The following is a 12,521-nucleotide window of genomic DNA, read 5'->3' as shown; positions in this document are numbered from 1 at the left end:
GTTTCGCAGTCGACTACAACCAAAAATGAGTCCGGGCCCGAGCGGCGGTCGAGATGCGTTGACGCCGATCCGGGCGCTTGCCTCCAAGCCGGCCCGACGCCCTGGACTCAGCAGAATGGCAGACCAAGCGCGCCAAGATCGCTAAACGGCACATCCCGCAACCCCTCGGGGATGCAACCCGTGAATTGGTTGCCGCCGCCGAGTTTCAGGTCGTCCAGGTTGGCAAGCTGCGCCAGCTCGGCCGGGATCGCCCCGCTCAGCTGGTTCCCAGCGAGCGACAGGAATGTCAGCCGTGAGAGGCTTCCAAACTCAGGCGGGATCGATCCGCTGAACTGGTTGTTCGCAAGCCACAGCGTCCGCAGGTTGGTCAGGCGTCCAAGCTCGGGCGGGATCGGCCCACTGAGCTGGTTGGAGCCGAGGCGAAGCTGTTTCAGATCGGATAGGCCGGCCAACTCAGGCGGGATGGTCCCTCGCAACTGGTTGTGCGAGAGATCCAGCGTTTGCAGATGCGCGAGGCGGCCAAGCACAGGCGGGATTGCGCCGGACATCTCGTTCCTCGGGAGACGCAAGACCGTCACCTGGCCGGCGGAATTTGTAGTCACGCCGTGCCAAACGGCAATCGGAGCCTCGCTGAGCCAGTGGCGGTTGTTTGTCCAGCCCGGTCCGTTCGTCGTGTGGTAGAGGTCGGTCAGAACCGCCCGGTCGGCGGCGCTCTCGCTGATCCCGCAGCGCCACAGATCGAGCTCTCGCAGATCATGGCCTTGTATCGACCACAGCTCGTCGGCGATGCACCCCGTGAGCCGGTCGTTTCCGGCAAGATACAGCCCCACCAGCTCCGGGAGCGCGCCCAGCTCCGGCGGTATCTTCCCCTCTAGCTGGTTGTTGCCAAGATACAGCCATTGCAGACTGGCCATCCGGCCCAGTTCGGGTGGGATGGCGCCGCTGAGGCGGTTGTTTGCGACCGACAGCCGCTCGAGGCTGCCGAGTACACCCAATTCAGGCGGGATCGGACCGCTCAGGCGGTTGTCGTCGAGGTCAATGGTTCTGAGGAAAGCGATTCGGCCCAATTCGGGGGGGAGCGCACCGCTCAATTCATTGTTGGCGAGCCACATTTCCTTCAGGCTGCCGAGACGGCCCAACTCGGGCGGGATCGATCCGCTCAACTGGTTGTTGGAGAGCGACAACTCCTCCAGCTTGCTAAGGCCGCCCAAGTCGGGTGGAAGCGCACCACTCAACTGATTGCCGTCGGCGGATAGCCTCTCCAGCTTGCCGAGGCGACCCAGCTCTGGCGGAATTGCCCCGCTTAGCTGGTTGTCCGACAGGTAGAGCTGGCGAAGGTTGCCCAGGCGGCCCAACTCGGGCGGGATCGATCCGCTCAACTGATTGGCAAGGAGCCACAGCACTTCCATTCGGACGAGGTTCCCAAGCTCAGGCGGGATAGATCCGCTCAGGCGGTTCCACCCGAGATTCAGATTCCTCAGCCTGTCAAGATGACCCAGCGTCGCCGGTATTGCCCCGGTGAGCTGGTTCGAGTCCAACTCCAGGAATATCAGGCTGCGGAGGTTGCCGAGCTCCGGCGGGATTCCGCCGACCAACTGGTTAGAAGTGAGACTCAGCCACCATAGATTGGTCAGCCGCCCCAACCCAGGTGGGATCGTCCCTTGGAGCTGGTTGTCTCCGAGCCACAGGGTCTCCAGGCTTGCAAGGTTGCGCATGTCGGGTGGAATCACACCGTGCAGCTGGTTTTGCCAAAGATCGAGGGTTGTCAGCTTGCCGAGATATCCCAAGGCGGGCGGAATGGTCCCGCGCAATCCGTTGCCGCCCAGCCGCAACTCAATGACCTGCTTGTGATCGTCCGTCGTAACGCCATACCAGTCGTTCAACGGCGCCTCGCTCAGCCAATTGCCGTTGTTCGTCCAGTTAGGACCGTCGGTGGCGTGGTAGAGCCGGATGAGCGCCTCGCGGTCGTCTTCCGGCGGCGGCGCCGGAGGCGGCGGGGGTGGCGCAGGAGTGTGCGCGGGTGCCGGCGTGGGCGTCTGCGCCGGCACGGGAGTGGGAAGGGTAAATGCCGACAAGCCGGCCAGCGCATCGCGCGTCACCGGGGCCTTGGCCGCATCCGGGATGATGACGTTACTCAGGCGCTTCACCTTGTCCGGTACGTTCTGCAGGTTCACCCGGCCCACCGTCGTCCCCGGCGCCGGCACGTTCCAGACCACGAACACCGTCCGCTGCGTCCGCAGCATCTGCAGGCCCTGAAGATTGCCGTTGACCGCGCGCTCCTCGTAGCGGATCGGCAGGCCGTAGAGATTCAGCCAGTCGGGCTCGCTGAGGAACCGTTCTTTGATCGCCGCATTTCGCTCCAGCAGCGCCAGGTGGTTCCGCGTGATGGTGGCGAAGTCGGCATCGCGATCGGCTTCGAGCACCTGATGCGGCGGGACGTTTGGGAGCTCCACCTCCGGATAGCGATTCGCCAGCACGTCGAGGGTGTTGTAGTAGTTCATGCGCTGCTTGCCGGGATCCCACTGCAGAATGACCTTTTGGAAGGCCTGCAGGGTGAAGGGGCCATTAACCCAGCGCTGGCTGATGGGATAGCCGATGGCCTGGAGGTCGCGCTCGCGCGCGAAGTCCCACAACGGCACGCCGTCCGCATTGGACAGGGAGAAGCCGTCGTCGGGCTCGGCCGTATCCCCGCCGGTAATGGTGAAAAGACAGCCTTCGACGAGGGGGATTCCCTCACACTCCAGCGCCGCGGCCGACGGCCACACGGCCAGGGCCGCGGAAGCGGCAATGACCAGCCCTGCGAGTGCCATACGCATAGCCGGTCGCCGAACATGCAGTCGGAGTCTTCGCACCAGGCCCCCCACTCACCGGCGGGCGGCCCGGATGCCCGCGGCACACCGCCCGTCGGCCCGGGCAGCGCCAATCTACTTCACGTGTCCGCCCCGCTTCAGATCGGGTCGGCGAATGAGCGGGTCGGACGGCGCCTCAGTGCCTGGCACACCAGGGCTTCACGGTTTGGCGGCCACGCAAACCGGTAACCCGAGCTCTTCAACGTCATTGTTTTCGATGCCAGACAACTCGTTGGGGACACATCCCGTGAACCGGTTGTCGCCGCCGAGGTATAGCCACTTCAGTTTTGGCAGCCGCCCAAGCTCCGCCGGAATCGCACCACTAAGCTGATTGCCGTCGAGCCGCAGGAAGGTCAGATTGGTCAGATTCCCCAGCTCAGGCGGAATCGGTCCGCTCAACTCATTGCCGTTGAGCCACGCCCAATCCAGACTGGCGAGGCGGCCAATTTCCGGCGGGATCAGCCCGGTCAATCGGTTGTCTTGGAGCCCCAGCACTTGCAGCCTGGTGAGATTACCCAACTCGGCCGGAATTGCCCCGCTGAGCCGGTTGAAGCCCAGCCCCAGCCAGACCAGGTTGGAGAGACGACCCAGGGCGGGCGGAATGGCCCCACTGAGCTGATTGTCTTGGAGTTCCAGGTCATTCAAGCTGGCGAGCCCACCGAGCTCGTGTGGGATGGAACCCCACAGCTGGTTGTCTTCGAGTCGGAGATCCGTCAGCCTGACAAGGCTCCCCAACGCGGGTGGGATTGGCCCAGTCAAGATGTTGTTGTTGAGATGAAGCGCGCTCAGATTGCCAAGGTTGCCCAGTTCAGGGGGAATTGCCCCGCTCAAGAGGTTGTCGGCGAGCCCCAGCCATTTCAGATTGGTGAGGCGACCCAAGTCCGGTGGGATCGGCCCCTGCAAGAAGTTCTCGCCGAGCGACAGTCTTTCCAGGCTGGCTAGGTAGCCCAGTTGCCACGGGATCGCTCCACTGAGGTTGTTGTCCGCGAGCGATAGCCTTGTGACCCGGTCACCCGACGCGCTGACGCCGTGCCACTCACCAATTGGCTTTGCGCTCAACCAGTTGGTGTTGTTCGACCAGTTGGGACCATCGGTGGCGTGGTAAAGGTCGATCAGCACCTGCCAATTAGGCAGCCAGGCAGGGCGAGGCTCAGGAGCGGGCGTTGGGGCGGATGCCGGGGTGGGGGCCGGCGTCGATGCGGGAGTTGGCGTGGGCGCGGGGACCGGCGTGGGCGTGGGCAGGGTAAACGCCGGCAAGCTCGAGATCTCAGCTCGCAGCACCGGCGCCTCGGCCGCGTCCGGAATGATCACGTTGCTCAGCTTCTTCACCTTATCGGGCACGTTTTGCAGGTTCACCCGACCGACCGTGGTGCCCGGCGCCGGCACGTTCCAGATCACGAACACCGTGCGCTGCGCCCGCAGCATCTGAAGGCCCCGCGGGTGGCCGTTGACGTCCCTCTCCTCGTAGCGGATTGGCAGCCCGTAGAGGTTCAGCCAGTCGGGCTCGCTGCGGAATCGCATCTTGATGGCTGGATTCTGATCCAAGAGCAACAGGTGGTTTCGCTTGATCGTGGCAAAGTCGGCGCCCCGGTCCGCCTCCAATACGAGATGCGCCGGGACGTTGGGCAGCTCCACCTCGGGATACCGGTTCGCCAGCACGTCGAGCGTGTTGTAGTAGTTCATGCGCTGCTTGCCCGGATCCCACTGCAGGATCACCTTCTGGAAGGCCTGGAGGGTGAAAGGACCGTTGACCCAGCGCTGGCTGATGGGATAGCCGATGGCCTGCAGATCCCGCTCCCGCACGAAGTCCCACAGCGGCACGCCGTCGGCGTTGGTGACGGCGAAACCGTCGTCGGGATCACTCGTATCGCCGCCGGTGATGGTGAACAGACAGCCTTCGTCCAGGGCGATGCCGTCGCACTCCAACGCCGCCGCCGACGGCCAGACGGACAGGGCGGCCGCAGTGGTAATGGCAAGCACTGCGAGTACGGCACGCAGGCGTCGCCTCCGGTCGCTCAAGAAACCAGATCACTCAGCCACGGGCCGGCCCAGTAGATGATGATCACCGCGGCGGCCAGCCAGCCGACCACGGCGGTCAGGATTCCGCGGTCCCGCAGCAGCACGGTCGTCGGGTCCCACACGCCTTCGCCGCTGAAGGCGCGCAGCATGAACCGCGTGATGCCGTACAGCACGAACGGCACCGTGAAAACAAGTCCGCGGCCACCAAACTGCTCCGCCGTCTCCGGCGCGAGGCTGTAAATCGCGTAACAGACGACTACCGTCGCGCCCACCAGGACGATCACGGCGTCGACTACCTCCGGCGGCACGTCGTTCCAGGTCCGCCGGAGGCCGCGAGCCTGCGCGTCCGCCTGCGTCAATTCGGCACGCCGCTTGCCCAGCGAGATCAGGAGCGTCAAGAGAAACGTGCACAGGATGAGCCAGCCGGAGAACGGCACCGAAATGACGACCGCCCCGGCAATTGCCCGCAGGACGAATCCCGCGGCAACCGCCATGCCGTCCAGGAACGCCACTCGCGAGAGCCACAGGCTGTAAATCACGTTGAGCGCGAAGTAGCTACCGAGGACGATCACCACCCCCGTGCCGAGCAGCGCCGACAGCCCGACGGCCAGCGCCCCCAACACAACACCGGTTGCGACGGCAGTGGCGCGGCTCAGACGTCCCGCGGCCACCGGCCGGCGGGCCTTGTGCGGGTTTCGACGGTCGCGTTCGGCGTCAATCGCGTCATTGATGAAGTAGACCCCGGACGCCAACGCGCAGAAGATGGCGAACATGGCCACGGCGCGCAGCACGTCGCCACCGTCGGTGAGCCGCTGCGCGAATACGAGCGGCGCGAACACGACGACGTTCTTCAGCCACTGGGCGGGCCGGGCGGTCGACAGCAGTGCGGCGAGTTGCTGGATCATGAAGCCCTGACGGCCTTGTTCCCGCGACCGCGCGCAAATGCGCGATAGTTGGGTAAGGATAGGATCCGGGCAATCACCCGTACCGGCCGCCGGACAGGCGCCGAGAGGAGAACCTTGTGACGGTGATCGAGTCGACCCCCGCGCTGGTCGCAGAATCCTACGCGCGTGCGCGCGCACGCCTGGCCACTGTCCGTGAACGACTCGACCGCCCGCTCACGCTGGCCGAAAAGCTGCTCTTCGGCCACCTCGACGACCCGTCTACCCAAGACCTGACGCCGCTGGAAAGCTACTTGCAGATTCGTCCCGACCGCGTGGCGATGCAGGACGCGACCGCGCAGATGGCCCTGCTGCAGTTCATGCTCGCGGGTCGCGACACGGTGGCGGTTCCCTCGACCGTGCATTGCGATCACCTGATCCGGGCGCACGTGGGCGCCGACGCTGATCTTCAAACGGCGTTGCTCGAGAACAACGAGGTCTATGCCTTTCTCAAATCAGTCAGTGCACGATACGGCATCGGCTTCTGGGCGCCAGGCTCGGGGATCATTCACCAGGTCATCCTGGAAAACTATGCGTTTCCGGGCGGACTGATCATCGGCACCGATTCCCACACGCCCAACGCCGGCGGCCTGGGAATGCTGGCGATCGGCGTGGGCGGCGCGGACGCCGTCGACGTGATGGTCGATCTGCCCTGGGAGACGCTGCAACCCCACGTCATCGGCGTGCGGCTCACGGGCGAGCTCAACGGCTGGACCGCACCCAAGGACGTGATCCTGAAGCTCGCGGGAATCCTCACCACCAGCGGCGGCACGAACCGGATCATCGAATACTTTGGACCCGGCACGCGCGCGCTGGCATGCACCGGCAAGTCCACCATCACCAACATGGGCGCCGAGCTGGGCGCGACGACGTCCGTGTTCGCCTACGACGAGCGCATGGCCACGTATCTGCGCGCCACGGAACGCGCCGAGTTGGCCGATCTGGCCGACGCGAACCAGGATCTGCTGTGCGCCGACGCCGAGGTCGAGAGCGATCCCGCATCGTTCTACGAGCAGGTGGTGGAAATCGACTTGTCGGAGCTTGAGCCGCACGTCGTGGGGCCGCACCGACCCGACCGCGCGCGCCCGGTTTCCGCGCTGAGTGCCGAGGTCGAGTCCGAGGGTTTCGCCGAGCAGATCTCGGCCGCCCTGCTGGGCAGCTGCACCAACTCCTCCTACGAAGACATCACGCGCGCCGCCGACGTGGCCCGGCAGGCATCCGCCGCCGGTGTGCGCGCATCCGTGCCGTTCTTGGTCACACCGGGATCCGAGATGGTGCGCGCGACGATTGAGCGCGACGGTCAGCTAGCGGACCTGGAGGCCATTGGCGGAAGCGTGCTCGCCAACGCCTGCGGCCCCTGCATCGGCCAATGGCGCCGGGAAGATATCGAGCCGGATGCCGCCGGCGGCAAGGCCCTGGCCACCAACTCCATCGTCACGTCCTTCAATCGCAACTTCCCCCGGCGCAACGACGGCAGCCCCAACACCCAGGCGTTCATCACCAGCCCCGAGCTCACGGTGGCGTTCGCGCTTAGCGGGCGGCTCTCATTCAATCCGCTGACCGATTCGCTCGACGGCAACGGACTGCATCTCGACCCGCCCGAACCGGCGCCCGACGTTCCGGCGGACGGCTTCACCGGCCGGCGCTATGGCTATGTGCCGCCACCGGCGGACGCCGCTGGGGTCGAAGTCTCGATCGCCGCGGACAGCGAACGGCTGGAGCGACTGACGCCGTTCGACGCGCGATCGGCAGAGCAGTTCCGGTCCATGCCGGTGTTGCTTCGAGCCGTGGGGCAGTGCACCACCGACGCCATATCGCCGGCGGGACCCTGGCTGCGCTATCGCGGCCATCTCGCCCGCATCAGCGACAACATGTTCACCGGCGCCAACAATGCCTTTGCGGACGCACCGGGCGCCGGACGCAACGCGCTCACCGGCGCTTCCGAGCAGCCGCTGGCGGCGATTGCCACGGACTATGCCGCCGCCGGGCTGACCTGGGTGGCCGTGGGCGACTCGAACTACGGCGAGGGCAGCAGCCGCGAGCACGCGGCCATGTCGCCGCGCTTGCTGGGCGCGGGCGCGGTGGTCGTGCGCAGCTTCGCGCGCATCCACGAGACGAATCTCAAGAAGCAAGGCATCTTGCCGCTGACCTTCGCGAATCCCGCCGACTACGACCGCTTTCAGGCCGACGACCGGGTGAGCCTCGAGGACATTGATCGACTGGCCCCCGGCCGGCCCATCTCGGCACGTATCGACCATGCGGACGGCTCCCAGGAAGACATCCGGCTCGATCACACCCTGACCGCCGACCAGATCGAGTGGTTCTGGGCCGGGTCGGCCCTCAACCTGTTGCGCGAACACGCCGCCGGCTAAGCCCGGCCGTCCCCAGCCCGAGGGTCAGCCGGCAGCCAGCTCCAACTGGGGAAGGTAGGGCTGCCAGGTTGGATCGACGCTGCCTCCGGCCACGTGCCAGACCAGGTGGGCGATCGCCGATTTCGGGCGGCGCGGCTGGCGCAGGAGGCGCATGCCCGCCTCGCGCGGCGTGCGTCCGGCCTTGCGCAGATTGCAGCGGCGGCACGCGGTCACAAGGTTCTCCCAGCGTCGTCGACCGCCAAGCCGCCGCGGTACGACGTGATCCACGGTCGGCTCGATAATCGTCTCGGCGCAGTATTGACAGCGATATCGATCGCGCACGAATACCTCACGCCGGCTGAGCCGCACCGTCGGACGCGGGCGGCGGACGTGGTAGAGCATGCGAATCACCGACGGCCGCGGGTAGTGCTGACGCACGCTGTAGATCGGCGCCCGCCCGTTCTCCAGCAGCTCGGCCTTGCCCTTGCTGAGCAACACGATGGCGCGACGCGTGCGGCAGACGTTGAGCGGCTCGTAGTTTTGATTGAGAAGCAGAACCGGTTCGTTCACTGGTCCGCACGCTCGGCGTCACTCAGCGCGCCTATGCTACAAGGCACGGCACGCGCAGGCGGCCGACCGCGACCCGACTTCGCCGCATGGACCAAGAAGCACCCGCCGAGCACCACTACCTCCTCCGCTACGCCAAGACGGGCGACGCGCGGTACCTGTCGCTGCACGACGTGCGCCGGGCGTGGGAGCGCGCCACGCGCCGCGCCGGATTGCCACTGGCCTATAGCCGGGGATTTCGCCCCAAGCCACGGCTGACCTTCGGCCCGCCGCTCGCCGTGGGCGCCGAGGGTCTGCGCGAGTGCGTGGTGCTGTCGCTGCGGGAGGACGTGCCGCCGGACTCGGTCCGCGAGCGACTGGCTTCCGCGACCGCCGACGGGCTGGCCGTCGGCGAGATCCGCCGGGTCGCGCGCCGCAAGTTCAAGACGACCTGGGCGACCTATTGCCTGAAGTTGGAGGAGCCGCCGGACGACCTTGCCGATCGCGTCGAGCGCCTGCTCGCGGCGCCCACCGTCGCGGTTCAACGCGACGACCGCGGAGGTCGACCCTCCCGGACACGCGACATTCGACCCGGGGTGATGGAGCTTGCGGTTGGGCCGGAAACGCATTTGCACGCACGCCTGAGCCTGCGCGACCCGTCAATCGTGACGCCGCGCGATCTCGCGTCGGCGCTGGGCGTCGTATTCGACACCGTCGTCAGGACCGAGATCGAGACCGAGCTGCCCGATTGAGCGCCTCCAGGGTTCGTGCCGCATTGGGTGCGGCCGGCGTCTCCCCCGTGGAACCATCGCGGATCGAACACATCGCGCGTGGGACATACCGGGTGCGGGACGGCTCCCGATTCCTTGCCTGCAAGCTCTTTGACGGGACCCAAGCCGGCGAGCGGGCGCGCACGGAGAGCGGCGCCTACTCCGCACTTGCCGCGCGGGGCGCGCCCGTGCCACGGCTGCTGGCGGTGGACGATTCCAACGCGGCCGTGGTCCGCGAGTGGGTTGACGGCCCCACCCTGGCACAGGCCTTGCGCGGCGAAGCGGCCCGACCCGCGTGGGAGCAAGTATCGGCTGCCTGGGACGCGTTGCTCGCGGCGCTCGATGCCTGGACCAACGCGATGGACCCCGCGCGCGTCGAGCGGGCGCGCAGCCTCCGCCTGTCGGAAATCGCGGCAGTCGCGGAGTCGGTGGTCGCCTCGGGCCTTGTTCGGAAAGAAGATCCGGCAGGGGAGGCAGTCGCAGAGGAGATTCGCCAGCTTGTCGACACCATCGGTTCCGCCCCCATGCGGACGGTGCCGCTCGATCTGAATCCAGGCAACGTGGTCCTTGGCTCCGACGGGATCGTTTTCGTTGACCTGGAAGCCTTTGGCCTTGACTTTGCCGAGTGGTCGTTATGTAAAACCACGATGCTGCCGCACGATCCGACGTCCGGTCGCGCCGGGCAGTCCCTCCTGGCCGGCCAGGTGGACGTTCCGCGTCCAATCGCAGACGCACGGCCGCTGAGCGGCGCCCTTCTCCTCGCCCTCGCCGACGCCGCGGGAATCTGGCGTTCCGAGCCTGCCCATCCGGCCGGTTTGACGCTTGTCCGGGAGTTGAGCGCCTGCACGCCAAATGTTCGGCATCTTGCCTCCGTGCTGGTCTAGACTCTGGTACACGACACAGGGGATTGACCTATGAGCGAAGGCTTCCAGCCGCGATCTCGTGACCTGGTGATCGGCGGCATTCCCTGGATTGCCCGCATGTCGGACAAGGCCCGGGCCAAGGCCGACGGGACCATCGACGACTACATCTACCCGTGCCCCATCGACAAGCGCGTGCTGGGCGAGCTGGGGATCTCGGCGGATGAGTTCATGCGCATCGCCACGACCAGCGACACCGACGGCGAGCTGGTCGATCAGGTGCGCGAGGCAAGCAAGGCCGTCAGCTAGCCGCCGGGTGTCCGAGCGCCGCGACGACCTGATCGCGTTTCTGGACGACACGCTGGAGGCGGCCGCGTTTCCCGACTATGGGCCCATGGGCTTGCAGGTAGTCGGAAGCAAGCGCGTCGAGCGGGTGGTCACCGCCGTCAGCTCCAGCCTGGCGCTGTTTGGGCAAGCCGCGCGGGCTGGCGCGCAGCTTGTCGTCGTGCACCACGGGCTCTTCTGGGACCGTGAAAGCCGCGTGGTCACTCGCGTCATGCGTGAGCGACTGCGCGCGCTGTTCGACGCCGATATCAGCCTGGCCGCCTACCACCTGGCGTTGGACGCGCACGCCAGCCTGGGCAACAACGCGCAAATCGTGCGGGCGCTCGGGCTCGAACCGGAGTCCACGCCGTTCGCCCTCAGCGGCGGTCAGGCCATCGGCAAGATTGGCCGCGCGCCCCAGCCGCTGTCACCGTCGGCGCTGGTGGAGCGCGTGGAAGCCGCCATTGGCCGTCCGCACGCGACATTCCTGCACGGATCGGCCTCGATTCGGCGCGTCGCCGTGTGCAGCGGTAGCGGCTCGTCCTTTCTTCAGGAAGCCCAGGCTCTTGGGGCCGACGTGTTGCTCACGGGCGACATGGCCGAGCCGGCGGAGATGCTCGCGCGCGAACTTGGCATCCACTTCATCGCCGCCGGGCACTATGCAACTGAGGTGTTCGGGGTACGCGCCCTGGCCGATCTCATCGCCGAGCGGCGCAACTGCGAGGCAAAGTTCCTCGACCTGCCAACGATCGCTTAGCCCGGCCGGCAGAGTTGGCTCGCGACCGGACCTCGGCAGACTCAGGCTGAAGCCGTCACCGCCTGCTTCCGAATCCCACGAGCGGCGTAGTAGGCGACGCCGCGGCCGATAATCCGGCTGGCAAACGATGCGACAAGCACCGCCGCCGCCGCGCCGGCCGCGAGAATCCCGATGAGCAGCACGTCTTGTTCGCCGCTCGCCGCCCGTCGCAGCAGCTCCACAACCAGGCAGACCAGCGCAACCAAGGCCCCGAGGCAGCCCGCCCGGATGGCGATGTAGGAATAGTTCAGCCGACCGAGCGGTCCTCCGCCGATGCCCGCTTCACGCAGCGCTCGGGCGTGAAGCGCCGCCGAAACGTCGCCCCCGGCGCGCTCCACGTGCGCATGCAGTGGCCCGGGGGTCGTCTCCACCGCCAGCAGCGCGGCAAACTCGCTCACCCGACCCGGCACGCGCCAGAAGGCCTCGTAGTCCAACGCCAGCCCAACCATGGTTCGCGTGAAGAAGTAGCCGAGCACCACAAATGCCAGCCACTCGATGGTGAGCGACGTGCGCCCGAGCCAAGGATCGCCCTGGACACCGATAAATCCATCGATGACCGTCCGCCCGGCCACCAGCGGCCCGACGCCGATCGCCGCATAGAGCGGAACGTCGGCAATGTGTCGCAGGATCGTCATTCGGGCGGGGCGGCGCGGGCGGTCATCGTGGACACTTGAGGGGTCGGCGTGGATGCGAGCCGCCAGCGTCGTCCTTCACGTTTCAGATCCAGGGGCTCTTGCGGGGCGTCGCTGCTCATGCCGTCCAGCTTAATTCATGTCGCCGTCGGCGCCCGATCATTGAGCCCGCCAGCACCGCGCCAGTAGACTGGGCAACCGGCCTCCGTAGCTCAATTGGCAGAGCAGCGGACTCTTAATCCGAAGGTTGTAGGTTCGATTCCTACCGGGGGTACCAGGTTTGGGAGCCGGTTTTCGCCGCCCCGAAACGCTCGTCTTTTGGCGTTTTGCCAACGTCTGCCAACGTTTCTGTCGGCCGTTCGGCCCGGCCGGAGCCGTCGCGGCAACATCTCCACAGCCGCCACCAACGTCTAAGGCTCTGCCAGGTGCCGAT

Annotated in this window: 10 protein-coding genes and 1 tRNA gene; 6 read left to right on the top strand and 5 right to left on the bottom strand. The window is 66.5% G+C overall.

Going from position 1 to position 12,521, the window contains the following annotated elements; genetic code table 11:
• Positions 1-107 precede the first annotated feature (107 nt).
• The 3 genes from OXG33_10685 to OXG33_10675 all read right to left on the bottom strand — a co-directional run bounded on the left by OXG33_10685 (position 108) and on the right by OXG33_10675 (position 5,773).
• Entirely contained in the window at positions 108-2,810 is a 2,703-nt protein-coding gene (locus OXG33_10685) for a hypothetical protein (protein ID MCY4114387.1), read from the bottom strand.
• A gap of 198 nt (positions 2,811-3,008) precedes the next feature.
• A complete protein-coding gene (locus OXG33_10680) occupies positions 3,009-4,829 on the bottom strand; it encodes a hypothetical protein (protein MCY4114386.1) in 1,821 nt (606 codons plus the stop codon).
• Between the two features lie 35 nt (positions 4,830-4,864).
• Positions 4,865-5,773, bottom strand: a complete 909-nt coding sequence (locus OXG33_10675; protein MCY4114385.1) for a UbiA prenyltransferase family protein — start codon at positions 5,771-5,773, stop codon at positions 4,865-4,867.
• Between the two features lie 116 nt (positions 5,774-5,889).
• Between OXG33_10675 and OXG33_10670 the strand changes: the two genes are divergently transcribed.
• Complete coding sequence (locus OXG33_10670; protein ID MCY4114384.1) at positions 5,890-8,181, top strand: aconitate hydratase; 2,292 nt, start codon at positions 5,890-5,892, stop codon at positions 8,179-8,181.
• A gap of 24 nt (positions 8,182-8,205) precedes the next feature.
• Here OXG33_10670 and OXG33_10665 read toward each other — a convergent pair whose 3' ends face one another.
• The gene (locus OXG33_10665; GenBank protein ID MCY4114383.1) at positions 8,206-8,730 is read right to left on the bottom strand and encodes an HNH endonuclease; all 525 of its coding nucleotides are present in this window, start codon (positions 8,728-8,730) and stop codon (positions 8,206-8,208) included.
• A gap of 86 nt (positions 8,731-8,816) precedes the next feature.
• On the opposite strand from OXG33_10665, the gene OXG33_10660 reads away from it, so the two are divergent.
• The 4 genes from OXG33_10660 (at position 8,817) to OXG33_10645 (ending at position 11,417) form a co-directional block, all read left to right on the top strand.
• Positions 8,817-9,458 (top strand): TIGR03936 family radical SAM-associated protein, encoded by a 642-nt coding sequence (locus tag OXG33_10660; GenBank protein MCY4114382.1) that lies wholly within the window; start codon positions 8,817-8,819, stop codon positions 9,456-9,458.
• A gap of 92 nt (positions 9,459-9,550) precedes the next feature.
• Positions 9,551-10,360 carry a phosphotransferase gene (locus OXG33_10655; protein ID MCY4114381.1) on the top strand — a complete coding sequence of 270 codons (810 nt, stop codon included), beginning with the start codon at positions 9,551-9,553 and terminating at the stop codon, positions 10,358-10,360.
• Positions 10,361-10,390: 30 nt separating this feature from the next.
• A complete protein-coding gene (locus OXG33_10650; protein MCY4114380.1) occupies positions 10,391-10,645 on the top strand; it encodes a DUF5069 domain-containing protein in 255 nt (84 codons plus the stop codon).
• Between the two features lie 7 nt (positions 10,646-10,652).
• Complete coding sequence (locus OXG33_10645) at positions 10,653-11,417, top strand: Nif3-like dinuclear metal center hexameric protein (protein ID MCY4114379.1); 765 nt, start codon at positions 10,653-10,655, stop codon at positions 11,415-11,417.
• Between the two features lie 41 nt (positions 11,418-11,458).
• Here OXG33_10645 and OXG33_10640 read toward each other — a convergent pair whose 3' ends face one another.
• Positions 11,459-12,091, bottom strand: a complete 633-nt coding sequence (locus OXG33_10640; protein ID MCY4114378.1) for a hypothetical protein — start codon at positions 12,089-12,091, stop codon at positions 11,459-11,461.
• Positions 12,092-12,289: 198 nt separating this feature from the next.
• On the opposite strand from OXG33_10640, the gene OXG33_10635 reads away from it, so the two are divergent.
• Positions 12,290-12,365: transfer RNA gene (locus tag OXG33_10635), tRNA-Lys, on the top strand.
• Positions 12,366-12,521 lie beyond the last annotated feature (156 nt).

The organism is Chloroflexota bacterium (genome assembly GCA_026708035.1).
GTDB lineage: Bacteria > Chloroflexota > UBA11872 > UBA11872 > UBA11872 > JAJECS01.
The sequence above is the reverse complement of the archived record's forward strand: the minus strand, read 5'-3'. Positions and strand labels throughout refer to the sequence as shown.